We start from the raw sequence: 23,839 nt of genomic DNA, 5'->3' as shown, positions 1-23,839 counted from the left end.
AGCAGCAGGTCGAGGGCCAGCAGGACGACGATGCCGGCGTCCACGCCGATGGGGAAGACGTTCGCGAACCAGCCGAAGCCCTTGTCGAGCGCGAGCGAGCGCACGGCCGCGTAGGACCCGGCGAAGCCGATCCCGGCGATCAGCACGGCGCCCGACGCCACGACACCGATCAGCAACCGGCGCGCGCGAGTCAGCTCGATGCCCTTCGGCGGCTCACCCACGATGTCCTTCCACCTTTCCCTTGGCGCGTACACCTTGCCAGGCCCGGCGGGTGTCGTCGCGCATCGGGCTGCCCGGCTCGCCCGGCAGCGCCGCGGCGGTGGACCAGCACGGCTCCAACTGGCTCTTCTGCCTCCGGTAAGCCCGGCGGCCGGCAGGCCTGTGACTCATGCCGCGGAAATCACCTCAGCAACCTGCGCAGAAACCTCAACAGTCACACCAGCCTCAAGTTCCGACGTTCTGCCGCGCGAGCAGTCAGCACCTGCACCAGCGGGAAGTAGCGGGGCCAGCAGCGGTTCCCGCTCAACGATCGAAGGAGATATCCATGAGGCGTTGTCCCAGGACCAGCCACCGGATCAAGCACCTGGCCCGGCTGGTGGACAACCTGTTGGACGGACTTGCCGCTGGTGGCCGACCCGCCCCGAGTGCACCGCAGATCCGCGAGGCCCTGCGGGAACTCAGGCGCAGCAACCGTCGGCGGCGTGCCCGCGGAGCCCGTCGGTGACCGCGCGCTGAGCGGATTCCTCAGATCCCGAGGTGCCCGACCGTTGAGGAACAGTCGGACGTGTCCGCTACCCACCGGGCTCGTTGAGCAGGTCGGTGCCGCCTGAGCGCTGCGACGGTGCCCGGCCGAAGCACGCTCGCGCCCGTGAGGCGGGCAGTAGGCCCGAGCTGCTCCGCGGCATCGCAGCACGTCGACGTGGCCCCGCCACAACCGCAGCTCACGGCTGCGGCACCGGAGCCGAAGGGTTCCCGCTGATGTCCTCGCATTCCCGTCGAAACGATGCCCGCCGCTACCAGGAGGCCTACGGAGGCTCACACGCCGAAGCAATGCGCCAGGTTCACGACCAGCTCCCACCCGCCCGCCGTGCAACTCGCGCGCAGTTGGCCCCGGTCTGGGACGGCGAGTTCGTGCCGCCGCAGCTGCTGGCGGCCAACGCCGACCTGGCCCGGTGGGCGATCAGGCACCTGAACGAGGTGGCCGCGCTCGGGGACCGGCTCCCCCACAACCTGGAGGAGTGGGCTCGCCTCGTCTCGTACGCCATCACCGACGCTCACGCCTACACCCAGATCATGGCCGGTACCAACGCCGCCTTCTTCCAGATGCACAACGTGGACCCCGCCACCATCCGCCGCAACCTGCAATGCCCCGACCCGGACCGCTACGTCACCCCGACCGCCATCGCCCACGCCGCCGGCCTGTTCGGCCGGCCGCTCCCGACCGGCGCACAGTCCCCCACCTGGTGGAGCATCGGCAAGCAGTACGCCGACCGGAGCGGCGGAGCCTGACACCCCGTTCCGCATCGCCCCGGCGCCACCTGGCCAACGCCGCCTGGGGCATTTGATCGCTACGCATGAGGTTGAGCCCCGCTCGGCGGTCTTCTCCGGGCGGGGCTCCGCGAAGGCGTGAAACCGCCCGCCGGGGGTGGGCGGTCAGGCGCCGGTCACCACGGACGCCTGTTCCGAGCTTCGATCAGTGCGGTAAGGGCAGCGGTCGCCCGCGTCTCGGCTCCTCCGAACCCGCCGGCCCGCAGCAGCGGCCAGGACGGCCCTACTTCCCGCGCAATCTCGCCCGCGAGGCCTTCATCGCCGTAGCCCCAGACGGAGTCGAGCATGAACTCGCCGGACCACGGGTCCCGGTAGAACTCGACCTCGTTGTCCATGGCGATCGCGGATGTCAAGAATTCGAAGCGGTAGCAGGCCGCTGCGTAGGCGCTGTCGTCCGGCTCCACGAGGCGCAGAGGTTCCCGTAGTTGCTCGCGCAGGAAGTGACTCTGCGGGTAGAGGAACGTGTTCCCGTCCGGGTGGCAGATCTTGTCGATCGACGGCTTGCTGATCACTCGGAGCGGGTTGAGGTAGGTGTCCGGGGTCTGGCCCTGGCCGTTGCCGGAGCGGCTCTTCCACACCGGGCCGGTGAGCAGGCGCGCCAGGAACCCTTCGCGGCGGCTGAGCACCGCGGCGACGCCCATGGTCCAGGTGGCCATCAGCGCCGGGTAGTGCCGCAGCGCTTCCAGATGCTCCTCGTACCTTGAGTAGCTGCCGTCGCGCAGCCGGGTCAGTCGTTCCACCACGCGCAGCCAGAGGTCGTCAAAGGTGCCGTCGTCGTGGAAGAAGCCGTTGGCGAGCAAGTGGAGCATGGTGTCGGCGTCGGCCCGGTAGCCGTGGATGTTCTCGGCGAAGACGGCGTCGCCGCCGACGACGGGGCGCTTGGTGAGGGTCTGGTCGTCGAGAAAGCGGGTGACGGTCTGGTCGACCAGGTCGTGGACGTCGATGCGGCGGACGGGGTCGGGCAGGCCGCGCTTGAGCTGGGCGACGGCGGTGTCCCGGGTAACCGGGGCGACCGTCATCCGGTCCAGGGCCTCAATGCGTCGTTCAAGGTCGGCGAACAGCACATCGGCAGTGAGGCCGTCCAGGACGGCGGCGGAGTGCCGGGCGGTGAGGCGGGCGGCCGGCTCGCTCATCCTGCCGACCTGGGCCCAGAACAGGGGGTAGCGGCGCGAGCGGGTGCCCTCGACGGTCCGAACGAGGGCCTTGTCCCACTCTGCCGACCAGCCGCACACGAGCAGTCCGTACTCGTCGACCACGCGCTCCAGCAACTGCTGGAGCGCGTCGGGGTAGCTGTCGAGTTCGTCGACGGTGTTGCGCTGCTCCAGGTCGGCGTAGTCGCCGTGGAGTTTGATGACGGTGATCCGGCTGTGCGGCAGGGGCTTCATCGCGTCGACGTCGTGCTCGCGGACGACGTGCGGGGAGATCCCGACCTCTTCCAGGGCTCGTTCCATGAGCCGGTCGAAGTTGGTGGTGAGGATGACCTTGATGCTGCCGCGCTTGACCAGCCGGGCGAGCGCGCGGTGCGCGGCGGTGGGCTGCTTGCCGGAGTCCTCGTCGTCGGCGGGCTCGAAGTAGCCGGCCAGCAGGGCCTGCCGGGCAGCGGGGGTCGGCGCGGCTTCCGCCAGCAGCCGGGAGTATCCCAGCGGCTCGCCGAACCGGGCCTCCCACCAGGCTTCCGGGTCGGCGGCGGCCTGGGCGCCGGCGTCGGGGTCGTCCGGTTCGTGCACCGCGGCGACCTTGCCCACCAGATCCTGCACGATGCCCCAGCCGGTTTTCACCCCCGAGGCGATCGAGATGCCCGCCCCGAGCAGCACCGCGTACACCCCCGGGCAGGTGTGCACGTTCAGCGCCAGCGCCATCCGCGCGTCCAGCACGGGTCCGGTCCCCGGCACGGCCGCTGCATCCGTCATGATCCCCACCTCACGTCCAGCCCCGGCATTCCGCCACGGATCGGCAAACCCATCACCGGCTTAACGGAGTTGACCCTACCACCATTGTCGTCATATTGACGAGAATAGCTTTCGGGAAGTGCCGTGCGGGGCGACCGTGGCGGGGACACCGCGGCGACTTCCCCACCGGCTCAGCCGACAGCACCTCCGTCGCCCCGTCACCGCCGGTCGGGTCGGCGGCAGCGCTCGGCACCAGGGCCGGCACCCGCCCGGCCGCCGACCCGACCGGCGGCAGCATCCAGTCGCGTGACCGCGGACAACCCTTCCGAGCTGCCGGAGGTCGTACAGGTTCCACTCCTCCGACATACGGGAAGCCTGCTTATGGATCTGTCTTCTACGGTCGGTGCCCAACCGACCGACACGTCCGTCAACGCGGTTGCCGCCGAACTGCTGGGCGGCATGGATGCCGAACAGGCTTCGATCACCATCGGTCTGGGGCTCTTGGTGCAGCGGGCCGCCGAAGTCGAATACATCCTCCACGGCATCTACGCGCACCTGGGGAACAAGGAGTTCCCGTACGCAGACGAACCCCAGGGCAGCGTCACGAACATCTACATCAAGAAGTCGCTGACCCGGCTGGGCAGCATCCCGTCGGAGCAGATTCCCCCCGAGGACCGCCAGGCCCTGATCCACGACCTGGAGTTGTGCAAGGAGAGCTTCGCCCAGCGCAACCTGTTCATCCACGGCTGCTGGACCTTCGACGATGAAGTCCAGGCGTGGCGCGTCGTCAAAGGGCAGAAGCCCGACAGCGTGGTGTTCGACCTGGCGTACAGCGAAGACGTCCTAGCCCTGGCGGCGGAGTTCGCCCGGCTCAACGCCAAACTGACCGCATGGGATGCCCACTTCTTCGGCGAACCGGGCGACCCGGAGGCAGGCCAGGCATCCGTGTCGACGAAGAAGATCCAGCTCAAGCACACCTGACACCGCCCACGTCAGGGTGACGGTCCCGACCACGGCCACGGGCAGCGTGTAGACCTCCGAGCATGATCACGTTTCTGCTCATGCCCCGCCGCGGCGCCGCCGCGGCCACCCTGTCCGTCGCCCTGGCCGCCTCCGCGAGCTTCCTCTCCCCCGCCGCCTCCGCGGCCGCGGCAGCGCCGGCCACGGCGCGCGCCGCCGGGCAGACCATCACCTTGCCCGTGCGCGACGCCCTCGCGCAGCTGCCGGTCGAGGCGGAGGACCGCACCGGATACCAGCGCACCGCCTTCAAGCACTGGGTCGACGCCGACCGCGACGGCTGCGACACCCGGAAGGAGGTCCTGAAGGCCGAGGCGCTCGTCGCCCCGGAGCAGAGCCCCGGCTGCACCCTGACCGGCGGTGAGTGGTACAGCACGTACGACGACACCTACTTCACCGATGCCGGCAAGCTCGACATCGACCATCTCGTGCCGCTCGCCGAGGCCTGGGACTCCGGAGCATCCGCGTGGACGGCGAAGGAGCGGGAGGCCTACGCCAACGACCTTGGGGACGCCCGCGACCTGATCGCCGTGTCCGCCAAGTCCAACCGGAGCAAAGCCGACCAGGACCCCAGCACCTGGCTTCCGCCTGCCGTCGGCTACCGCTGCACCTACGTCAGCAGCTGGGTCGCGGACAAGACCCGCTGGGGCCTGAGCATCGACCCCGCCGAGCAGGCCGCACTCAAGCAGGATCTCGCTGCCTGCCCCGACTCCCCCATCACCGTCACCACCGCCCGCTGAAACACCGAAGGTGTGCCTGGGCTTACCAGGCACACCTTCCATTTGCGTACGGTCGTCGAGCACAAGCTGTTCGGGGGAGTACCCCGGCTCTTACGGATACCGCCTACTCGGGCTTCGGGAGGCGCATGGCAACGGCTCGGTCGATCTGCTGGAGAGCCGACCCGATCTCCTTGATGAGGGGAAGCGCAACGTCGGGCTGCGTCTCTACGGCACGGCGAGCGACCGCTTTGTTGATCGTCTTGGCCGCCGCCTGGAGGGAGTTTAGCGTGGCCCGGAGGCGCTCGATGTCCTTCTCGGTGGGGGGCTCGGCCTTGGTACTACCGGCCTTCCGGCTCGACTCCCCATTTGGGGAGTCGAGCCCGGAGGAGCTGGAATCCTTAGTCATGGAGCTGATGTCGGGGACGGCTCCGCGCTCGCCATCGAATTCTCCGCCCTGAGCCGCGGGCTCCTTCAGGATCGCGCGGACACGGCGTCCTATGTCTGCCGGCTTCACGTCCGCGGGGAGGGGGCCGAGCTGGTCTACCACCGTCTCGACCAGGGTGCCGGTGACGCGATCCGTACAGCGCGCGATGGTGTCGTAGACGGTGATGGCGACCTTGTCGTTGGTCTTGCGGCGCACTTCGGTCAGCTTGCGCACCTGGCTCTCCAGGGGCTTGTGACCGAGGTTGGCGAGGGCCTCCCCGACGCGCCATTCGTCCATGAGCCGGTAGAGCTGGGTTTCGGAAATCTCCCAGTTGTCCCAGACCCACTCCGCGAAGTTGGGGTTCTCCGTGCGGTGAAGCTCTGCGGTGCGCATGGTCTCCAGCGACTTGCCGGCGATCCAGAAGGCATTGCGGAGGTTGTCTACGCCGGCTTTGCAGGCGGCGAGGTCTTGCTGCTCCTGGTCGCTGAGTTCGCCGTCGCCATGAGGTTCGTAGGGCGCGGGGATCGAGGAGAGGGTTGTCCCGGGGAGCGCTTGCACCACGACACTGGCGGCAGCCTGAGCGGGCAGGCCGCCGAAGAGTCCACCGGTAGCCGGTTGTTGCTGGGAATTGGCGTCGAACAGGCCCATCAGGCTGCCGCCCTCCTGCAGAATTCGTGGATCTCCTGGTTCAACTCCCGCATCTCCTTGGCGAGCGGGACGATGCTGTCCGGGACGATGTCAGCCTCCTCGGCACGGCCGGCCCTCACATCCGCGGGGGTTGCAGACTGCGGGAGGAGTTCCGCGTACTCGCTGAACAGCAGGCCCTTCTTGCGGGCGTTGCGCGCGGGGACCTCGCGGTAGCCGACGATCGTCTCCAGTATCGGCGTGCTGTCACCGAGGGTGTTCCGAACGTCGCGGCGGACCGAAGCGTGCATCAGGGTCGCGGAGCGGTTCGACCCGTAGAGGAACGCACCAGCCATCTCGAGATGCGGGTTCGCCTGCTGCTTGACTGCCATGAAGTTCCGGCTGATGCGCTCCATGCCGTTTATCGACGATACGTCCGAACGTGTCGGCACGATCAACGTCCGGGCGCTGGCGAGCACCAACTGCTCCAGAGCGTCGTTCTCGGGGGCGCTGTCGAAGACGATGCGGTCGTAGAGCGCCGCGATCGGAGCGAGGGCCCGTGCGAGGCTCAGTACGACGGCGGGACCTTCCTGCATCATTCTCAGCAGCAAGAGGTTCGCGAGCTCGGCGACCTTGGGGCCGCCGGGAAGAACGTCGAGGTTCGGTCGGACTTCGCGGATCGGCTGGAGCGGGACACGGTCGTGGATCGCCCGGTACAGGCCCTCGCCGTCGACGGCAGGGGGGCCGGTCGGGTGGGTGCCGCGGCCGAAGCGCTTGATGCCGAGGTCGTCGTCGTCCTGCCCGGTCACGCAGATGAGCAGGGTACGGTGGCCGTCCGCGGCGGACTGGCCGGCGAGGTGCGCGGCGACGGTGCTCTTGCCGACGCCGCCTTTGCCCGTACCGACGACGGTGCTGTCCTCGGGCGGCTCGATCTCCTGGGGTGTGCTCTGGCTCAGCACCGGGTGCCCCTCCTTCTTGCTCTGGGCCGCCCGGTGGGCGGCACACGCATCTTGACACACCCCCGATCCCTTGCCAGGACTGGCTTGCGGGCATCACTCCCCAATTGGGGAGTCAGGCCTGGCCTGGGCGAGCGTCATTCACCCAAACCGGTGGTGCGTTGTCGGCGTAGTGCTCCCGTTCCCGCGGCTGGAGCGGGGAGTTCGACGGTGGGATGAGCGCCTTCACCGGCGGAGGCGGCAGCGTCTGGACGACTTTGTGCCGCACGGCGGGGGGAGACGGCGTGGCGTGGGAGAACGGCCGCGCAAGGTAGTCGGGAACTTCACCGGTGACGATGCGGGCGGCCTGGGAGCGCGCGGCTGCCTTCGCTGCGGCCTTCCTGGCCCGCTTGGCTTCACGAGACTCCTTCGGCATTCACGCAGGATAGGGCGACGGCCGCTCGTGCGCCGGGGAACGCAAAAAGCCCCCGTCCCACAGCGGTTGCTGCGGGACGGGGGCCTGAGGGGCGTGCGGGGTGGGGGCTGTCAGAGCGTGTTCTTGGCGTCGAGGAGAATCCGGGCGTGGTCGAACGCGAGGTCCCTACTCAGGACCGAGTCCAGGTCGACCCACCGCACACTCGCGGCGTCGTCCGCGGCCACGGCCACGGTGCCGGCGGGGACACGGGTCAGGAAGGCGTCCGTGCTGAAGTCGCCTCGCGGGTCGCGGCCGGGCTCGTCGTAGGTGCCGATCAGTGTCAGGTCGGCCCTGTGCACCCGCACGCCGGTCTCCTCATCGAGTTCGCGGATGGCGGCTGCCTGGCTGTCCTCGCCGGGGTCGCGGTGTCCGCCGGGCAGGGCCAGGTGCCCGGCGAAGGGCTCCCACCTGCGCTCGATCAGCAGTACCCGGCCGGCGGGGTCGACGGCTACGACGTCGGCGGTGTAGCGGGTGGTGGTCATGGCGGTTCCTTCAGGTCGGGCGTCGCCGTACGTGGCGCGCTGGTGGGCGGTGATGAGGGTGGCGGTGGTCGCAGGGTCACCTGCGTTGGCCTGCGCAGTCGCGCGAGCATCTGCAACGCACGGACGGGCGAGGTGTACTCGGTGACGGCGGGCCGGTGGCAGACCCAGCAGGTGTTGCTCGGACCGGGCCAAGGGGCCGGGACGGCAGGGAGTGTCCGTCACGCCGTGGGCGCGCCGGGTCAGAACTCGGGGTGAATCGTGATGGGCCACCGTGGGTCGCCGACGCGTGTGTGGACGGTACTGCGGTGCGCGGCCAGGCCCGCTGCCCCGCCCTGGACCGGCAGGTGGCAGTCCGGGCAGCCGTGGCACCACTGGTCCCCGGCAGGGAGTTCGGCCGGGGTCAGCGGGTGCGGGTGCGGTCCCGGGGCGGCGCGGCTCACCCGCCGCCGCCTGCAGCCGGTTGCTGCTGCCGGTCGGCGAGGACCAAGAGCTGCACGGCGAGGTCCGGCGCGGCCAGCACGGTGCGCAGGATCGCGACGAGCCCGTCGCGTTCTACGGGGGCGAGGCGGTCCCACACCGCGTGCGCGTCGGCGTGGGCGCCGACCAGGTTGAGGTGGTCGTCCGCGGTGGTGGCAGTCTGCTCGGCACCGCAGCGGCCGCGCCGGAGGGCCTCGGGGTCCCAGGTGGTCATGCGTCGGCCGCCTGCATCTCGTGTGCCGCGGCCGCGTCATGGACGTCGGCCTCCTGGTCGGCGTCGTCGAAGCCGCTGTGGACGGTGCAGACGATGTCCTCGCTGGTGTCCAGGTCGCCGTCCAGCGCCTGGGCCAGGCAGGTGATGTTGTCGGCGGGCGCCCAGGCGGTGCCGGTGCACTTGTCGTCGAACGGGCACGGCAGCATCACGTCGAAGCCGATGTCGCCCTCGCCGTCCACGTTGGTGCGCAGGGCGAGGATGAGGCACTGCTGACCGAGACGGATCTGCGCGACGCGGTCACCGCCGGCGAGGTCGGAGCCGTCCTTCCACTGCCACAGCGGCAGGATCTCGGGGCCGAAGATGCGGCTCACGAGCAGCAGGTCGCCCAAGCCGTGGCCGCCGTCCAGCCCGAGGTCGGCGAGGCGGGCCACGCTCAGCCGCCCCAGGAAGGGCAGCAGTCGGTGAAGGCTGTCGGCGTAGACGACCTCGTTGAAGCCCTCCGCCTTCAGCTGCGGGTGCGAGTGGACCATCGCTTTGTGCTGCTGCAGGACCGTGTCGGCCGGGACGGTGCGGTGGGCCGGCCGCGAGCGCTGGCGTTCCATGCACACCGAGGCCGGGGTGGCGACGATGACCGCGACGACGGGCATGTTGTGCTTCTTGGCCGCGGCGACCAGCGGCCGCCTGGAGGAGGCAGTGACGTTCGTGGCATCGACGACGGTGAACCGCCGCCGGGCCATCCGGGCTTCCAGGATCAGGTGCAGCGCAGCGACCGCGTCGTCGGTGGCGTCCTGATCGCCCGCGTCGTCGCTGACGGCCTCGCGCATCGCGTCCAGGTTCAGGACCTGCGAAGCGGGCCAGGTGGCGGCCAGAGTGCTCTTCCCGGCGCCCGACGCGCCGATAAGGACCAGGAGGCAGGTATCGGGCAGGGTCGGGTGGGTCAGCGGGGTCATCCAGGGTCTCCTTGCGGATCGAGGGTGCGGGCAGCCCAGATCAGGTGCTGCCCGGCGTTGTCGGGTAACGGCCGCACGTCGTGGGCGCTGCGGCGAGCTGTGCGGCGACGTGGCTCGGCAGGCGCTTGTCCGGCGACCGATGGGTCTGCCGGGCCAGGAAGGTCTCCAGGTCGGCGGAGACGACGATCGCGGTGCCGGACACGCCGAAGGTGCGGGCGCTGGAGCAGGTGCGCCCGCACGGCCGCGCCGGTCAGCGGTCAGCCCGCCGTGAGACCGGTCTCCGCGGGGTCGGCGGTGTGAGCGGTGTAGTCGGCCATGAGGCCCTGGAGCTGCTGGATGTCGGTGACGCCGACGGGGTTGTCGGAGCGGCCGGTGATGAAGGTGAAGACCACGCTGGGGGTGGCGCTGTCGGTCTTGCTGTCGCGCCAGCAGCGCAGGTAGGCGCCCGGGGCGAGGTAGAAGACGGCGGTGCCGTCGGGGTAGCCCTGCCACCGGGTGCCGTCGGTCAGCAGCACCCGGCCGTGGTCGATCCGGTAGGCGTCCAAGGCCGCGCGGTGCGCGGAGTCGGCGCAGGCCGTCTCCCGGAGTCGGGCCAGGCCCTCGTACGCGGTGGCCGGAGGCGCGACGGACTCCGTGCCGTACCGGGCGGTCGGATGGGTGCTGGTGAGCCGGCGCAGCGGCGTGACGACGTCGTCCAGGAGGTCCTCCAGGCCGACGGCGAAGGTGACCGCCGCGATGCCGGCGACGGCGGCCCTCCGGCCGGTAGCCCAGGAGTCGGGGGCGGCGGCGAAGCCGATGTAGCCGCCGAGTCCGGCGCTGGCCGCGGTGATGCTCGTGAGGGCCAGTTCGGTGAGCGAGGCGCCGAGCCCGCGGGCGACGCGGTGGACGTGGGTGGTCATGATGAGGGGTGCTCCTTCTGCTGGTGGGGGGGGTGGACCTGCGGGCCGGCCGGGTTTGGCGACCAGGCGGCCGACCCGCAGGAGTTGGGTGTCCAGCTCCAGCCGCCTGCTAGGCGGGAACGCCCCTGCCGCGGTGGCTTGCCGGAGCCGACGGCGCCGACCATCGCGATCAGCGCAGGCTCGGGATGGGCACGAACGGTCTCCTTCAGGAACGGGATACTGACCGCCGCGGTGCGCGGCGGCCGTACAGGTAGCCGGAGGACCGGGGTCAGACGATGTCGGATCCGTTCGCGGTGACCGGGCTGTCGACGTCAGCGGAGACGGCGGCTTTCCGCGGCAGGCCTTCCCAGAACGCGGTCTGCGTGAGCACGGCAGGCAGGTGCTCGGTCTTCAGGGGGATCGCAGCGAGGAGTTCGAGTGCCTCCGCGATCCGCTCTTCGGCGTCCAGGCACCTGCGACGGTAGTAGTCCGCGCGGTCGGCGAGGTCGCTGATGGTGCCGTTGATTCCCGCGTTGGTGCGGCTGCTGATGATCCGGAACACGGTTATTCCTCCTTCGGACCGACGGTTGCTGGGGCGCGAGGTGTGCTTGGGAAGAGCGTTCGGGCAGGGTCGTGTGACTAGCGGGGTCACCTGGGGTCTCGTTGCGGATCGAGGGCGCGGGCGGCCCCGAGCAGGTGCTGACCGGCGGTGTCGATGATCAGGGTCGCGGCTTCGTGCAGCGGGCACGAGGCATCGCCGGCGCGGTCGAATTCAACCTGCTCGGCTCGCTGCGCGGCGACGTTGAGCAGCTGCGCGAGGACGGCGATGAACCCGCCGGGCGGGTCGGTGTCCTCGACGATCTCGTGCAGGATCGCCGCGAGCTCGGGCGCATCGACGTCGTCAGCGGCCAGGTCGTCCTCGAGTTGCTGCAGCGCCAGGGACGCGATGCCGACTGAGGCACGCACCCGGTCCAGGCGGGTGCGGGAGCGGCCGGTCACGAGGTGGCCCTGGCGGTGGCGATGAGGGCAGCAATCGTTTCCCATCCGTGGTGCCAGGAGTTGTCGAGGTGGAACGCGCCGTTCATGCCGAAGTCGGCCAGGCGGTAGAAGTTGCCCTTGCCGGTCTTGACGGCGACCTTCTCCAGCAAACCGTTGCCCGGGACCCGGCGGTCGACGGCGTAGTGGGTGCCGAACGACACCGCCAGCGCGGCGGCCGCGGCAGCGGGGTGCACCCGGATGCCGAGCGCGCGGGCTCCGGCTCCGGCCACGACAGCCTGGGTGGCGGTGTAGGTCAGGCAGTGGTGGAGGCACGCCTTGCGGCCGTCGACCGTGCTGTGCGTGGTCTTCTCGCGGGTGCGGGGGTCCTCGAAGGTGACCGGGTGGTCGTCGGAGGCGCCCTTCACTCGGGCGCAGTAGTCGTTCTGGACCCAGAAGTCGCCGATGGCGCTGGCGGCGCGGGTCAGGCAGAGCAGGGCCGCGAAGACGGCGGGGCGATGCTGCATGCTGGGATCTCTCCTGATCTCGAAGGGGTTGGGGGAGCGGGCGGCCGGCGATGTGGCGGTGCTGCGGTCGCCCGGAGTGCGGGTGCCCGTCCCGGCCTGCGTCGCCGGGTCGGGGCCCGCTCACGCGGCCAGCTGGTGCGTGAGCGGGCCGTGCGCGGCCGGCCTTGTTCGGGAACGGGATACGGCCCGCCGCGGGTGCGGCGGGCCGTACGGGGCGCTGGAGCAGTTGGATCAGACGACGTCGGAACCGCTCGTAGGAGCCGGGTTGTCGACGGTTGCGGTCTGCTGCGGCAGGCCCTCCCAGAACGCGGTCTGCGTGAGCACGTCCCGCAGGGATTCGGCTCCCTGGGGGGTCACGGAGATGAGTTCGAGGGCCTTCGCGATGCGCTCTTCGGCGTCCAGGCACCTGCGGCGGTAGTAGTCCGCGCGGTCGGCGAGGTCGTTGATGGTGCCGTTGATCCCTGCGTCGGCACGGCGGCTGATGATCCGGAACACGAGGTACTCCTTGCGGGCGGGCGGGGTTCAGGCCGCCAGGTCTTGGGTGCTGGGCGGGGTGTAGGTGCCGGGCGCGGCCGGGGTGCCATCAGCGCACTCCAGGCACGACCCCAAGGTCTTGAGAGGGATGCAGTGGAAGTAGCGCCGGCGGCAGAGCGGACACCGTTGCCGGGCTTCCATCGCCCGGTCGAGGGCGATCTCCTTCGCCAGGGTCATCGGCCGTATCGGCAGCGCGAGGTCGATGCGGTACAGCCACGCCCTGCGCGTGCAATCCCGGGTCAGGCCCGTGCACTTCTTGCAGCGCAGCAGCGCGACCGGGTCGTGTCCGCCTGGGCGCAGGCCTCGCGCGCGCAGCTGGCGGCGGGTGGCCAGCGCATGCTTCGGCGCGGTGTTCCAGTCGTACTCCGGGAAGCGGTCGGTCCCGTCGTCGTGCACGTCGACGTCGACCAGGACCACGCCGTGGGCCTGGTCGGCCATCACGCGCCCCAGGCGCCGGGCAGCCGCTGAGGACGCTGCGGGTAGCGGGGGCCGGGACGCTGCGGGCGGGGCCGGCCGATACGGCGGCGCGGGCGGGGAATCAGCACGTGCGATCTCCTCCAGACGTCGGTGGGCAGCGCCGCGCCCCGCCGGCGTCGTGCTGGTGCCGGCGGGGCGCGGTGTGGTGAAGGTTCAGCGGGTGGTGCGTTCGGCCGGTCGGCCTGTCCGGCCCTCGCCGCGTGGAGCGGCGAGGACCAGGCAGGGCGGCGGGTCAGTGCATCCGGTGGGTGTGCACGTTGTCCGGGGCGTCGTCGTCGGCCAGCGGGGCGGCCGGGGTGGGGAGGTGGATGTGGGGTTCGAACGCGGGCGCGGCGTTGTGGATGTGGGTGAAGAGCACCGGGCGCAGGCTCAGGCCGCGCAGCGCGAGCGCGGAGGCGGCGGTCCAGGCGAGGATGGCGAGGCCGGTGGCGATCGTGCGGCCGCCGGTGGGGGCGGCGGCGTGGACCATGGCGATGCTGGCCGCGCCCCAGGCCGTCCACGTCAGGCGGGCGCCGGTGGAGCGGAAGGCGCCGCCGATCAGCCCGAACAGGCCGACGACCTGCCAGAGCGTGTAGACGGTGGAGGCGCTGATCTGCAGGCCGGTGCAGTGGGCCGCGATGTAGGTGCGGACCGGCTGGTCGACGACGGCGAAAACGCCGTGGGAGGTGTCGGTGCCGACCTGCACGCGCGGCGCGGCGGTCAGCAGCTGGTGCAGCGCGTTCAACACGATGTCGACCGCGCCGTTGAACAGCAGCACGACGACGGACGCGCCCGCGACCGCCAGGAACGCCTTGAGCCAGTTCGCCATGCCGTGCCAGCCCAGTTCCGGGGCTTGGCGCAGGTCCTCCCACCGGTCGTGCAGGAAGCCGTCGCGCCAGGAGCTGGTCCAGCGGCTGCGGATCACGGCGAAGCGGGGCTGCTTGGGCCGCGGCTTCGCCAGAGGCACGGGGAGGTAGCGGGGCTCGGGGTGGCGCTGTCCGGGGATGTTGTCGCGGGAGGGCATGGGGCAACTCCAGGGGTGTCGATGCGGCGTTCGTGAGGTGTGCGGGCCGGGGGAGCCCGGGGCCGGAAGTGCGTCGGCTTGGTGGTGCGCCCGGGGGCGGCCTGTCCCGCATCCGAGGCCCCGGGCCTCTCGGGCGGGGTATCGGATGCGAGGCAGGGCGTCCCCAGGGTCAGTGGACGTCGTTGCGGGTGCGGGCGAAGAACATGCCGCGCGTCGTGCTGGTGTTGTTGATCTCGGTGTTCTGGGTGACCGGGCCCTCGTAGACGGTCACGTTCTTCGTGACCGCGGAGCGGGCCTGGTTGATCGCGCCGCGGATGGCGGTGGCGACCATGGCGGCGCCCGCGAACGGCAGGGTCACCAGCAGCACGCCGTAGAGCGTGACGGAGGCCAGGCCTTGCAGGACCAGCCAGGCGCCGCAGCCGACGCCGGTGATGCCGGCGCCGGCGCCGATGGAGGCCACGGCGATGCCGGCCGCCCACCCGGGCACGATGCGGCGGTCCTCCTGCGGGACGGGCGGGGTGGTGCCGTACTGGGGCAGCGGGCTGTCGTCGCGGTAGAACGTCGGGACGGACGGCTGCGGCTGGTAGGCGGCGGCGATGATCCGTTCGGCCTCCGCCTTGGCTTCGGCGTCGGACAGCGGGCGGGAGGTGGTGGGGTCGAAGGTCATGGCGGGCTCCATCTGGGGCAGATGCGGAGGCGCCCTCCCGGCCGGATGGCGGGGAGGGCGCGGGGGTGGGAACGCCGAAGGGCGCCGTCGGGTTCGTCTTCCGGCGGCGCCCTTCGGCGTCGTTGTGGTGGCGGGTGCGCTAGTCGTCGGGGGTGTAGTTCAGCGCGCCGCAGTTCCAGCAGTCCCATTCGTCGGGGACTTCGACCAGGTCGCAGCAGTCACACCCGCGGCCCTGGAGGACGTTTTCCTCGCCGCAGTCCCAGCAGGTGTAGTGCAGGTGTGCCATGCCCGTGCCTTTCCCCGTGGTCGTCATGGGGCCCGACAAGAGCATGCGCCAGATGCCGGCGCTTTACAGCTGGTTGGGGGGCGGGTTCGGCGGTGTGTCAGAGGCTGGAGACCGCTCCGGCGATCGGGGCCAGGGCCGTGTTGATGGCCGGGGCCGCGCCGGTCGCGGCGAGGGTGAAGCCGAACAGCGCGCAGGTCAGTGCGGAGCCGACGCGGACGTAGCCGCCCTTGAGCAGCACGAAGACGATGATGCCCAGCAGCACGGCGGCGGAGATCGACAGGGCCACGGTGAGTGGCACTCCTTTCGGGATGGGACGGGGCCGGCCCAGCTCGAGGCCGGCCCCGCGTAGCGTGTGTTGGGATGGGTTTGGTCAGGCGTCGGTCAGGGACTTGATGGCGTCCAGCGCCTCGCGGGCGGAGCCGACCTTCTGCGAGCCGCCGCCGGCGGGGCCGCGCTTGCCGCCCCCGCCCTTCCCGCCGCCGCCACCGCGCCGCCGCGAGCGGCCGTCCCCGTCTCCGTCGTCCTCTTCGGGCTCGGGCCAGAACTCGCCGGGCCGCACGGGCTCGTTCCAGTCGAACCACAGGCCGCGCTTCTCCAGCTCGCTGATCTCGTGGTCGGTGAGCCGGTTGACCTCGCTGGGGAACAGCTCGGACAGATCGGTGTCGAAGTCCGCGTACAGCGACCGCATCAGGACGGCGCGGCCGTTGTCGAGGACGATGACGGCGACACCGCCGGTGCTGACACCGTTCTCGGGGTCGGCTTCGCCGCGCATGGCCCGTTCGATCGCGGAGCCCTCGGTGCGGGAGTAGCGGGCCGGGATGGTCGGCACGTCGTACGGGTTCTCCATGGTGCCCTCCGCTGCTTTGCGGGTGGCGCCGGGCGACCCCATGTTGAAGATCACGGGCCTGCTGTTCTGCCGCAGGTTGTCCTTCATCTCCGTGCTGAACCCGTTGTGCGCGAACGGCGACTGCCCGGCGACGTCGAAGCCCACGCCGTACTTCAGCCCGGTGACGGTCAGGTCGTCGCCGTCCTTCTGGATGAATTCGCCGAACGTGGCGTCCTGCGCGGCGGTCATGTACTCATCCGCGTACACGTTCAGCTGCGCGTAGGGGCAGCGCGGGTCGCCGGGCTTGTAGTCGTGCGGCTGTCCGTCGTGCGGCCAGGGCATGTCCGCCCGGATCTCGCACAGCGCCTTGGCCGCGCGCAGCTGCCGGGCCATCCACAGCGCGTTCGAGCCCTGCCGGTCGATGTACCGGCCGAGCACGGTCGTCTTCTCGTCTTTTCGGACCGTGGACAGCCACACGACCTGGCCGGCCAGGGACTGCGCGGCCATGTTGATCGCGAAATACTGCGTCTTACCCGACCGGCTGACTCCGAGGATCATGCCGTGGCACGCGGCGTTCTTGTCGTGCTGGAACACCATGTTCTTCACCGGCTGGCCGGTGAAGCTGAACCCGCATACGAACATGCCCTTGGCGTCCGGAGTGAGCAGCTCGCGGGTCGCGGGGAAGATCGCGGACAGCGGCGGCGTGTCGAACGCGCTGATCAGGAACTCGGCCCCGTCGATGAGGACGAACACGCAGGAGTCGTCCTCGGGCAGGCCGAGGCCGCGGCAGACCTTGGCCAGGTCAACGCGCGGGGTCTCGGTGGAGTCGGCCATCTTCGCCCGGTAGAACGTGACCCCGCGGTCGCTGTCGCGGCTGGTGTGGACCAGCACGGAGCCGGGGGCGCCGCCCTTGGGGGAGCCGATCCGGTCCGTCCAGCGCTCGGCGTCGGTCGGCTCGGTGCGGCGGCGGGCGTTGGCGTCGGGGGTGATGTGGGCCTCCATCCAGCCGGGCCCGCCTTGGCGGCCGGGCTGCACGGCGACGTCGGCCAGGTGCACGTCGTCGGCGTGCACGCCGAACGCCGCGGCGACCGCGGCCTCGGTGAGGCCGGTGATGGGGCGTCCGGGCTCGGATGCGCGCAGCAGCACAGTCAGGTCGTGGCGCATCGACAGGTGCCGGCTGACGCTGACGACGTGGGTGCGGGCGGGCATCCCGGCGGCCTCCCACAGCATCCGGACCTGCCGGGTGAGGTGGTCGGCTCCGTCGTCCGGCACGGCCGGCTCCGGCTGCGGGGTGGTGGCGGGCGCCGGGTGGGGGGCGGGAGCGGCCAGGGCGGGGCGGTGGCGGCGGCGGGCGTGCCGGGAGAACGGCATCACCAGGTAGCCGGCCCCGGCCCACGCGGCGGCGGCCAGGGCGTCCATCCAGTACGGGCCGAAGCCGGGGGTGTGCCGGGCGGCGACGTCGACCGCGGCGGCCAGGACCAGCGGGGACCAGCGCAGGATCTTGCGTCCGGCTCCGGGCTCATCGCTCTTGGCCGCGAGGATCCAGCCGCCGATCCCGGCGGCGCCGGCCAGCTGCACGACGGTGTTGACGGGGCTGTCGGAGTAGGCGTTGGGGGCCACGGCCAGCACGGGCGCGGCGAGGGTGTAGGCGAGGCGCTCGAGTACGACGCTGCGCGGCGTGGTCACCAGCTGCTCCTTCGGGAGACGGGCACGGGCGGCCCCGCGTGAGTGCGGGGCCGCCCGTGGCAAGGGGGTGGGTGGGGTTGGGCGTCAGCGGGCGAAGAACCCGGGCTTGGGCGTCCTCTCGCGCCGGTTGGAGCGGATGTCGTCGAGCGCGCCGTAGAGCTTGGAGTGGGTGGCGCGGCTCTCGTGGGCCGCGGTGGCGGTCTCGGTGGTGGTGTCCTGCAGCTTGCGGGCCTGGACCGCCGCGCCACCGAGGGCGACGGAGACGTTGCTCGTCAGCTCCACGAACTTGGGGTCGAGACCGGCGTTGGCGATGTCGCGGGCGGCGTCCTCGGCGCGCTTGGCGTTGGCCTGGACGCTTACCACCAGCGTCTCGAGGTCGAGGCCGGCATCGTCCAGCGCGCGGCTGAGCGCGGCGAGCTTGGCCTGGACGGCCTTGTAGTGGTTGTCGTCGTCGCTGACGGCGGCGTCGCTGCCGTTGCGGGGGACAAGTGCGGGCATCAGGTGCTCCCTTCTGGTCAGTCGTGGTGAGCGGCTGCCGACGCGTGGGCCAGGCCCGCGTCTTCCTTGGCGGCCATGTCCTGGCCGTAGACGCGGGCGACCATCGCGGCCGCGAGCTTGGCGGCCTCCAGAGCCAGCCCGCACTCGGTCGCGCACCGCTGCGCCTGGGTCTTCATCCGGTCCGCGCAGTCGGCGAGGTTGGCGATCAGGTCGGTGACGGCCGTGGAGATGTTGTGGTCGCCGATCAGGTCGGCGGACATCGCCCGCAGCGCGTTGGCGACCTTGTCCAGGGCCTTGCTGAGGGTCTCGGCGCTGTCCTGGTCGGAGGCGGCTCCGATGGCGATGTTCGCCATCTCCATCAGGTAGTCGTCGAACGTGATGTCCGTGCGGTGCTGGGCCGCCAGGGGCCCCTGCCGCGACCGCCTGGTGACCTGCGTGCTGCTCACGCTGCTCCCTTCGGTACGGGGTCGGCCGGTCGGCCGTGTGGTGCCCGGCCGCGCGAAGTACCGCTCGGGGGCGGGCGGCAGCCCTCGGACGCCGGTGGTGACCGGCGGCGGGCTCGAGGGCGCCCGGCGGCTGTCGCCGTCGTCGACGATGACCGCGTCGACGATGTCGTCGCCCGCACCGGCGGGCGGGGGCGCCGGTGCGGGCCTGCCCAGCCACTCCACCGTCGGCCCGTCGTTCTCCGGCCCGAACGGGTCCTTCCAGGCCTTGGCGCGGTCGCTCCGGGCGCGGCGGGTACGCCCGGTGCGACCGGTCCTGCCGCGCGCCTTGGCCCGGCGGCGGGTGCCGGTGGTGCGTCGGCGCCGCCGACGCCGCTTCTTCGTTCCGCCGGACGGCTTCCCGGCGGTCTTTCCCGCAGTGCCCGGTGCGCCGGAGGCCGGGGTGCCCTTTCCAGGGTTGGAGGGGCTGCCGGACTTGTCCGCGGCGTCCGCAGGGTCGGTGGGGTCGGTGGCGTTGCTGCCCTTGGGCTTGGTGTTCTTGGTCAGGTTCACCTTCTGAGCGGCGGGCTTGGCGTCCTTGTCGGCGAGCGCGTCCGCGCGACGCTTGGTGAACCGCCGCTCGGCCTCTTCGGCGATGGCCTGGCCCAGCGTGGTCCGTCCCGCGCCGGCGTCGCGCTTGGCCCGCCGTGCCGCGTCCCGCTCCGAACGCCTGGCCCTGCGGTCCTCCCACGCCTGCTGCCGGTGGGCGCGGGTCTGGTCGCGGTCGTTGGTGCGGTCGGCGACGTCTGCCGCGTGACCGGCGGTGCGGCGCTCCTGCCGCCCGGCCTGCCGGAGCCCGGCGCGCTCCTGGCGGCCGCGGGCCCGCTCCTGACGGGCGCTGGAGGCCGGGTTGCGCCCGCCGCCGCTGTCCCGCCCGGAGCCGCCAGAGCCTGCCTGACCGCCCCTGGCGCCCCCGGGCGACCGGTCGGGGGCGGGAGAGGCGTTGCGGCCGCCAGAGGGGCGGTCTGGGCCCTTCGTGCCGCCTCTGCCGCCCGTGCCGCCACCGGGTGATCCGGAGCCGGAGCGCCCGCCGGTGCCGCCGGAGTTGTTCCGCGACGGCCCCGTGCCGCCCCCGCCTGCGCCGGACTTCGTGCGGGTGCCCTTGTCGGTCCCCGCACCCGCACTGAGTGCTGCCGCGCGGTCGGCGCCGGCCTTGCCGCGCGCGGCGGCCTTGTCACCTTTCGCTTTCATCAGCGCGGCGTGGAACTTGCCGTTCTGCTCCATCAGCGCGGTTTCCTGCGCCGTGCGGGCCTCCAGCAGCGCGACCTTCCGCGCTATTTCCGCCTCACGGAAAGGGCCCTCGCTCTCATGGAGAGCGCGCGCCCTTTGCAGTCGGAACTCCAGCCAGTCACCGAGGCGGTCAGCGAATGAACGGGGCTGGGCGTATTCACTTTCCCCGTATTCACTGCCGACTTCTTCGATTTCCGGTGCCGAAATTCCTTCCGACCGCAGTGCGGTTGCCGGGTCCGGCGCCGCCGGGACGCGGGGGAGTTCCATCGTGGTCTCTTCCGGAGATTCCGGCGGGGCCTCGGGAATGTCGCTGTAATCCAGCATCGGCGGTGGCACGTACGAGGAATCACCGGTCCAGGGGCCGCGGACCAGGGTCCCGCCGTCCTGCCCGCCTTCGGGGTCGTCGGACACGGTGCACCTCCCTCCAGGGGGTTGACACAGGGTGGGCTCTTGTGTGCACGCGCGTGCACGTGCACGTGTGCACGCTTTACGCGCGCGAGGCCCCGCCGGAGCCCGGCGGGGCCTTCGCTGGTGACGCTCAGTGCTGCGGGGGGTGCCGCTCCACGACCTGCTGCGCGTACTTCAGCAGGTCGGCCCAGATCCGCTCGTTGCCCGCCACGCGCTGGTCCAGCGCCGTGATGAACAACTGGCAGACCATCGCGAATCCGACCCAGACATCACGCCGACCGGCTTTGACGTCCTTGGCGATCCGGGATCGTGCCAGCCGGAGCCAGAATTCCATCTGCCCCAGCTCGCCGCGAGATTCGCGGGCTTTTTCCGCCTCTTCCTTCAGCCACTTCCGGCGCCGCTCTGCGGCGAGTTCGGCACTGCTGAGGGGGCGGGTCACGCCGAGTTCCTGTCAGGCAGGTCGTAAATCGACGTAGGGGAACTGTAGCGCACATTCTTGCTGGGTGCACCCTGTTGCGGCGGGTTCGGCGGAGCGGCCGGAATCGGCGGGGCGTTCTTACGGCTCTTTTCCAGCGCCTTTTCCTTCCTTTCGTGGGCGGTATTCGCCACGTTCTCGTCGTGGGCGCGGCGCTTGTACGCGCTCGATTCCAGGCCCTCGGTGAGGTTCTTGAGGCTCTTGAGCACGTCCCCGAGGGCCTTCTCCACGGGCCTGGCGCGCAGCCTGGCGTGGTACCAGCGGTCGCCCTCCACGTGCGTTTTGCGCAGGTGGACGCGGGTCTCCAGGGCGAGGGTCTCCAGGTTGTTGCCGATGTCCAGCAGGACCCGCTGGACATCGGCCAGGTACCGGGCGGTTGCCTCGGGGTTCTGCGCCACGTCGCGCAGAGGTGCGTGATTCGGGTCGTTGTTGCTGTTCACGGCGGGAATTCCTCCTGGTGTACTGGGTGGGTGCTGTCGGCTGCTTCCGGCAGTCGCAGCGAAGGCCAGGCCAGCCCTTTGACGGAGGGCTGGACTGGCCTTCACTAGTGGTGCCGGCCGGGATGGTTCAGGGGCGGTAGCCCTCACGCAGCAGGTCCAAGGCCTCCTGGCGGTACTTGCTGGCGGTGTCGGTGGAGGACACCGCCAACTCGCGCTGGATGTCCGCGAGCTGAACCTCGCCGCGGCGTCCGTCGATCTGCTCCTGGATCATCCGGGCGACCTTGCGGACCGCCCGCTCGCGCGGGGTGAGCTTCGCGGCGTCCTCGATTTCGACCGCGCGCCGCTCGATTTCGGCCGCGGCCAGCCGGGCTTCGGCTGCGGCCAGTTCGGTTTCGGCCTCACGCTTGCGGGCCTCCTGCAGGCCCGCGTCGGCGAGCGCCTGGCGCTCGTTCTCCTCCGCCGTGAGCCGGTCGGCTTCGGCAGCGCGGCGGCGCGTTTCGGCAGCGGCCCTCTCGGTTTCGGCGGCGACCCGATTCGCTTCGGCAGTGGCCTGTCGGGCTTCAGCGATGGCCTGGGTCTCGATCGCCTGCGCCTCCGTCGCGGCGACCCGGTCGGCCTCCGCGGCCTCCTTCCGCTTCTGCGCCGCCTGGCGCTCCAGCTCGGCCGCACGCAGGTCCGACTCGGCCTCGAGTTCGCGCTCCTGGGCGGCCTTGCGCTCTGCCTCCGACTGGCGGGCGCGGGCTTCGGCGATGACGGCCGTCTCCAGCGCCGCCTCCTCCAGCTCAGCGGCCCGCTGCGCGGCGCTGACCTGGGCTCGTGCGTGTGCTTGGGCCTGGCCGGTCTCACCATCCACCCGGGCGCGGACGGCCTCGAGCTGCCCTTGCGCCTCCAGCCGGTCGGCTTCGGCCTTCTTCTGGGCGATCTCCCGGCGCGTGGCCGCGTCCAGGCGCCGCTGCTCAGCCTCCTCCGCCCGCTTCTCAGCGTCGCGTTCCTGCTGCTCAGGCAGCGCCAGTGCCTGCGCGACGGTGTAGCCGTACGGGGCCATCGTCATCGGCAGCAGTTCGTCCTCGGTCGCCTTGCCCAGGTCGCCGCCGTGCTTGCGCCTGAGCCACTGCTCGTAGGCGATGAGCTCCTGGTCGCGGCGGACCATCTCCGGGTAGGAGGTGACGCCCCACAGCCGCATCCGGCGGTAGATCCGCGCGGTCGCGGTGAAGGCGAGCAGCCAGCGGACCAGCGGGATCGCGTCTCGCTCCTCTTTGCGGTCGTCGGGGCGCACCACCCGGTTGATGGCGGTGCGGGCGAGTTCGACGACCGTGATGAACAGGATCGGGACGACGCCGTGGGCGCCGGCCGCGACGTAGTCCAGCAGCTCCCACTTGCCCTTCGGGGCGCCGGAGGCGGCGTTGAGGACGACGGTGGAGCCGGTGAGCAGCCACACCGGGTAGCGGATCCAGGCGACGGGCTGCTTGAGCCAGGCCATCAGCAGGTCGATCGCGATCATCACCATGATGCCGACGTCGACGCCGACGGAGAACAGCCGGCCCCGCAGCAGCGAGTGGAATCGCAGCTGGTGAAAGGCGAAGTCCGCGACGCTGCCGAAGGACAGGTACAAGCCGATGCCGGCCAGGGCGAGCGCGGCGGCCGCGATTCCCACCGCCGCCCGCTTCTGGGAGCTGGTCAGCTTGCGCGGGGAAGACTTGGCGCCGGTTCCGCTTTCCGTCCCCGAAACCGGCGCGTGTCCGTGCGAAACCGGCCCCGGCGGGGCCGAAGCGGTGGGCGATGGGATCGAAACGGGGGTGTCGGGTACCGCGCTCTGCGGCACTTCGGTGATCGTCATGGGTGCCTCCGGAGGGGGTCGTTCAGGGCGTGGTCGAAACTGCGAACAGTGCTCTCGAAACGCGGTGGGTGCGGTCCCGAAAGGGCGGCCGCAGGGCGCGGTTGTCTGCGAAACGGGCACCAGCTCCACCCGCCGGGCGCACCAGAAGACCGGCCGCCCGGGAGTCGGGCGGCCGGTCTCGCGAAGCGCTGGGAGGCGGGCTCGAAACTGGGGAAGGCTCCCGCCCGGTGGGCGCGAAGCACGGGCTGTCCGGCTCCCCTTCACCGCCCGACGCACGGCCGCCGGGGTTCAGCGGGCGGGCGTCGGGCGGATCAGGCAACTGGCAGACCGGATCAGGCGGCGGCGGTGAACTGGTCACCGCCGACCGGGCGGTGCGGGGCGATGATCTGCCCGTCGGGGAGCAGCTCACCGGTGTCCTCGAACACCAGGACGGAGTTGCACAGCAGACTCCAGCCCTGCTCGGGGTGGTCGGCCACGGTCTGGGCGGCCTCCCGGTCCGGGCTGTCGGCGGTCGGACAGGTCGGCGTGTGCGTGCACAAGGAGCTGGTCATGGATGACTCCTCAGACGATCGGGTGTGTGGCGCAGGCCGAGACGGACGGCGCGGCGGTGCGAGGGGGAGGTGCAGTTCGGTCACCCGGTGGCCGGCCTCCCACGCCCTGCTCGCCGCAGCGGATGCGGCGAGCAGCAGGGCGCGGACGGCCGGGTGCGCGGGTCCGAGCGCGGCGAGGGCCCGCGCCGCGCGGTACTGCACGGCGCGGGCGCGGGCTATGTGAGACAGGGAGGGCATCCTGACGGGAGAAGGGCTACTCGCCCGAGCCGGGCGACTCGCTGTGAGGGGCCGGCTGCTCGGGCGGC

The 23,839-nt window shown here is 71.3% G+C and carries 29 protein-coding genes; 3 read left to right on the top strand and 26 right to left on the bottom strand.

The features are described from left to right. The coding region (locus ACWERV_RS23320; protein WP_452936135.1) for a DUF2637 domain-containing protein at positions 1-221 on the bottom strand (221 nt) is incomplete at its 3' end. Positions 222-1,050: 829 nt separating this feature from the next. Here ACWERV_RS23320 and ACWERV_RS23315 point away from each other — a divergent pair. Then, positions 1,051-1,509, top strand: a complete 459-nt coding sequence (locus ACWERV_RS23315; protein WP_452936132.1) for a hypothetical protein — start codon at positions 1,051-1,053, stop codon at positions 1,507-1,509. A 155-nt stretch (positions 1,510-1,664) separates the two neighbouring features. Here the strand turns inward: ACWERV_RS23315 and ACWERV_RS23310 are convergent, their stop codons facing one another. Further along, positions 1,665-3,458, bottom strand: a complete 1,794-nt coding sequence (locus ACWERV_RS23310; protein ID WP_452936130.1) for an SIR2 family protein — start codon at positions 3,456-3,458, stop codon at positions 1,665-1,667. 285 nt (positions 3,459-3,743) lie between these two features. Here ACWERV_RS23310 and ACWERV_RS23305 point away from each other — a divergent pair, with 285 nt between their 5' ends. Both ACWERV_RS23305 and ACWERV_RS23300 read left to right on the top strand, forming a co-directional pair. Continuing rightward, positions 3,744-4,418: a hypothetical protein gene (locus ACWERV_RS23305; RefSeq protein ID WP_452936128.1), complete on the top strand. Its 675-nt coding sequence runs from the start codon at positions 3,744-3,746 to the stop codon at positions 4,416-4,418. Between the two features lie 62 nt (positions 4,419-4,480). Then, on the top strand, positions 4,481-5,194 hold the full coding sequence (locus ACWERV_RS23300) for an HNH endonuclease family protein (protein WP_452936125.1): 714 nt from the start codon (positions 4,481-4,483) through the stop codon (positions 5,192-5,194). Between the two features lie 103 nt (positions 5,195-5,297). Here the strand turns inward: ACWERV_RS23300 and ACWERV_RS23295 are convergent, their stop codons facing one another. From ACWERV_RS23295 to ACWERV_RS23180, 24 genes are all read right to left on the bottom strand, one after another. Then, positions 5,298-6,245 (bottom strand): hypothetical protein, encoded by a 948-nt coding sequence (locus ACWERV_RS23295; protein ID WP_452936122.1) that lies wholly within the window; start codon positions 6,243-6,245, stop codon positions 5,298-5,300. After that, on the bottom strand, positions 6,245-7,180 hold the full coding sequence (locus ACWERV_RS23290; RefSeq protein WP_452936119.1) for a ParA family protein: 936 nt from the start codon (positions 7,178-7,180) through the stop codon (positions 6,245-6,247). Before ACWERV_RS23290 ends, ACWERV_RS23295 begins: the two co-directional genes overlap by 1 nt. Positions 7,181-7,292: 112 nt before the next feature. Beyond that, the gene (locus ACWERV_RS23285) at positions 7,293-7,592 is read right to left on the bottom strand and encodes a hypothetical protein (RefSeq protein WP_452936117.1); all 300 of its coding nucleotides are present in this window, start codon (positions 7,590-7,592) and stop codon (positions 7,293-7,295) included. Positions 7,593-7,702: 110 nt separating this feature from the next. After that, on the bottom strand, positions 7,703-8,113 hold the full coding sequence (locus tag ACWERV_RS23280) for an NUDIX domain-containing protein (protein ID WP_452936115.1): 411 nt from the start codon (positions 8,111-8,113) through the stop codon (positions 7,703-7,705). Between the two features lie 436 nt (positions 8,114-8,549). Next, a complete protein-coding gene (locus ACWERV_RS23275; protein ID WP_452936112.1) occupies positions 8,550-8,804 on the bottom strand; it encodes a hypothetical protein in 255 nt (84 codons plus the stop codon). Beyond that, a complete protein-coding gene (locus tag ACWERV_RS23270; protein WP_452936110.1) occupies positions 8,801-9,754 on the bottom strand; it encodes an AAA family ATPase in 954 nt (317 codons plus the stop codon). The genes ACWERV_RS23275 and ACWERV_RS23270 overlap by 4 nt, the downstream gene beginning before the upstream one ends. A 40-nt stretch (positions 9,755-9,794) precedes the next feature. Then, complete coding sequence (locus ACWERV_RS23265; protein ID WP_452936107.1) at positions 9,795-9,956, bottom strand: hypothetical protein; 162 nt, start codon at positions 9,954-9,956, stop codon at positions 9,795-9,797. Between the two features lie 55 nt (positions 9,957-10,011). Further along, complete coding sequence (locus ACWERV_RS23260; RefSeq protein ID WP_452936104.1) at positions 10,012-10,653, bottom strand: hypothetical protein; 642 nt, start codon at positions 10,651-10,653, stop codon at positions 10,012-10,014. 268 nt (positions 10,654-10,921) lie between these two features. Continuing rightward, a complete protein-coding gene (locus ACWERV_RS23255; protein ID WP_452936101.1) occupies positions 10,922-11,194 on the bottom strand; it encodes a hypothetical protein in 273 nt (90 codons plus the stop codon). 86 nt (positions 11,195-11,280) lie between these two features. Further along, positions 11,281-11,631 (bottom strand): hypothetical protein, encoded by a 351-nt coding sequence (locus ACWERV_RS23250; protein WP_452936098.1) that lies wholly within the window; start codon positions 11,629-11,631, stop codon positions 11,281-11,283. Continuing rightward, positions 11,628-12,134 carry a hypothetical protein gene (locus tag ACWERV_RS23245; protein ID WP_452936096.1) on the bottom strand — a complete coding sequence of 169 codons (507 nt, stop codon included), beginning with the start codon at positions 12,132-12,134 and terminating at the stop codon, positions 11,628-11,630. Before ACWERV_RS23245 ends, ACWERV_RS23250 begins: the two co-directional genes overlap by 4 nt. 231 nt (positions 12,135-12,365) lie before the next feature. After that, positions 12,366-12,629, bottom strand: coding sequence for a hypothetical protein (locus ACWERV_RS23240; RefSeq protein WP_452936093.1), 264 nt, complete (start codon positions 12,627-12,629; stop codon positions 12,366-12,368). Between the two features lie 27 nt (positions 12,630-12,656). Then, positions 12,657-13,106: an RRQRL motif-containing zinc-binding protein gene (locus ACWERV_RS23235; protein ID WP_452936090.1), complete on the bottom strand. Its 450-nt coding sequence runs from the start codon at positions 13,104-13,106 to the stop codon at positions 12,657-12,659. Positions 13,107-13,377: 271 nt separating this feature from the next. Next, positions 13,378-14,148 carry a hypothetical protein gene (locus ACWERV_RS23230; protein WP_452936088.1) on the bottom strand — a complete coding sequence of 257 codons (771 nt, stop codon included), beginning with the start codon at positions 14,146-14,148 and terminating at the stop codon, positions 13,378-13,380. A 169-nt stretch (positions 14,149-14,317) separates the two neighbouring features. Beyond that, the gene (locus ACWERV_RS23225; RefSeq protein WP_452936085.1) at positions 14,318-14,815 is read right to left on the bottom strand and encodes a hypothetical protein; all 498 of its coding nucleotides are present in this window, start codon (positions 14,813-14,815) and stop codon (positions 14,318-14,320) included. Positions 14,816-14,954: 139 nt separating this feature from the next. Continuing rightward, positions 14,955-15,128: a hypothetical protein gene (locus tag ACWERV_RS23220; protein WP_452936082.1), complete on the bottom strand. Its 174-nt coding sequence runs from the start codon at positions 15,126-15,128 to the stop codon at positions 14,955-14,957. 70 nt (positions 15,129-15,198) lie between these two features. Continuing rightward, on the bottom strand, positions 15,199-15,387 hold the full coding sequence (locus tag ACWERV_RS23215; protein ID WP_452936079.1) for a hypothetical protein: 189 nt from the start codon (positions 15,385-15,387) through the stop codon (positions 15,199-15,201). An 84-nt stretch (positions 15,388-15,471) separates the two neighbouring features. Continuing rightward, on the bottom strand, positions 15,472-17,613 hold the full coding sequence (locus tag ACWERV_RS23210) for a chromosome segregation protein ParM (protein ID WP_452936075.1): 2,142 nt from the start codon (positions 17,611-17,613) through the stop codon (positions 15,472-15,474). A gap of 84 nt (positions 17,614-17,697) precedes the next feature. Further along, a complete protein-coding gene (locus ACWERV_RS23205; protein ID WP_452936072.1) occupies positions 17,698-18,111 on the bottom strand; it encodes a conjugal transfer protein TraB in 414 nt (137 codons plus the stop codon). Between the two features lie 17 nt (positions 18,112-18,128). Continuing rightward, the gene (locus tag ACWERV_RS23200; protein ID WP_452936069.1) at positions 18,129-19,817 is read right to left on the bottom strand and encodes an ATP/GTP-binding protein; all 1,689 of its coding nucleotides are present in this window, start codon (positions 19,815-19,817) and stop codon (positions 18,129-18,131) included. Positions 19,818-20,361: 544 nt separating this feature from the next. Beyond that, positions 20,362-20,670: a hypothetical protein gene (locus ACWERV_RS23195; protein WP_452936066.1), complete on the bottom strand. Its 309-nt coding sequence runs from the start codon at positions 20,668-20,670 to the stop codon at positions 20,362-20,364. After that, positions 20,667-21,146 carry a hypothetical protein gene (locus ACWERV_RS23190; protein ID WP_452936064.1) on the bottom strand — a complete coding sequence of 160 codons (480 nt, stop codon included), beginning with the start codon at positions 21,144-21,146 and terminating at the stop codon, positions 20,667-20,669. Before ACWERV_RS23190 ends, ACWERV_RS23195 begins: the two co-directional genes overlap by 4 nt. A gap of 127 nt (positions 21,147-21,273) precedes the next feature. Further along, entirely contained in the window at positions 21,274-22,983 is a 1,710-nt protein-coding gene (locus ACWERV_RS23185; protein WP_452936062.1) for a DUF2637 domain-containing protein, read from the bottom strand. Positions 22,984-23,315: 332 nt separating this feature from the next. Then, entirely contained in the window at positions 23,316-23,522 is a 207-nt protein-coding gene (locus ACWERV_RS23180; protein WP_452936140.1) for a DUF5999 family protein, read from the bottom strand. Positions 23,523-23,839 lie beyond the last annotated feature (317 nt).

The organism is Streptomyces sp. NPDC004031, from assembly GCF_053604375.1.
This window is presented reverse-complemented; position numbering and strand designations above follow the sequence as displayed.

Coding starts and splice junctions, on each gene's coding strand:
- ACWERV_RS23315 (WP_452936132.1), top strand. CDS start 1,051: ATGCGCCAGGTTCACGACCAGCTCCCACCCGCCCGCCGTGCAACTCGC.
- ACWERV_RS23310 (WP_452936130.1), bottom strand. CDS start 3,458: ATGACGGATGCAGCGGCCGTGCCGGGGACCGGACCCGTGCTGGACGCG.
- ACWERV_RS23300 (WP_452936125.1), top strand. CDS start 4,481: ATGATCACGTTTCTGCTCATGCCCCGCCGCGGCGCCGCCGCGGCCACC.
- ACWERV_RS23295 (WP_452936122.1), bottom strand. CDS start 6,245: ATGGGCCTGTTCGACGCCAATTCCCAGCAACAACCGGCTACCGGTGGA.
- ACWERV_RS23285 (WP_452936117.1), bottom strand. CDS start 7,592: ATGCCGAAGGAGTCTCGTGAAGCCAAGCGGGCCAGGAAGGCCGCAGCG.
- ACWERV_RS23280 (WP_452936115.1), bottom strand. CDS start 8,113: ATGACCACCACCCGCTACACCGCCGACGTCGTAGCCGTCGACCCCGCC.
- ACWERV_RS23275 (WP_452936112.1), bottom strand. CDS start 8,804: ATGACCACCTGGGACCCCGAGGCCCTCCGGCGCGGCCGCTGCGGTGCC.
- ACWERV_RS23270 (WP_452936110.1), bottom strand. CDS start 9,754: ATGACCCCGCTGACCCACCCGACCCTGCCCGATACCTGCCTCCTGGTC.
- ACWERV_RS23260 (WP_452936104.1), bottom strand. CDS start 10,653: ATGACCACCCACGTCCACCGCGTCGCCCGCGGGCTCGGCGCCTCGCTC.
- ACWERV_RS23245 (WP_452936096.1), bottom strand. CDS start 12,134: ATGCAGCATCGCCCCGCCGTCTTCGCGGCCCTGCTCTGCCTGACCCGC.
- ACWERV_RS23235 (WP_452936090.1), bottom strand. CDS start 13,106: ATGGCCGACCAGGCCCACGGCGTGGTCCTGGTCGACGTCGACGTGCAC.
- ACWERV_RS23230 (WP_452936088.1), bottom strand. CDS start 14,148: ATGCCCTCCCGCGACAACATCCCCGGACAGCGCCACCCCGAGCCCCGC.
- ACWERV_RS23225 (WP_452936085.1), bottom strand. CDS start 14,815: ATGACCTTCGACCCCACCACCTCCCGCCCGCTGTCCGACGCCGAAGCC.
- ACWERV_RS23220 (WP_452936082.1), bottom strand. CDS start 15,128: ATGACGACCACGGGGAAAGGCACGGGCATGGCACACCTGCACTACACC.
- ACWERV_RS23205 (WP_452936072.1), bottom strand. CDS start 18,111: ATGCCCGCACTTGTCCCCCGCAACGGCAGCGACGCCGCCGTCAGCGAC.
- ACWERV_RS23200 (WP_452936069.1), bottom strand. CDS start 19,817: ATGGAGCAGAACGGCAAGTTCCACGCCGCGCTGATGAAAGCGAAAGGT.
- ACWERV_RS23185 (WP_452936062.1), bottom strand. CDS start 22,983: ATGACGATCACCGAAGTGCCGCAGAGCGCGGTACCCGACACCCCCGTT.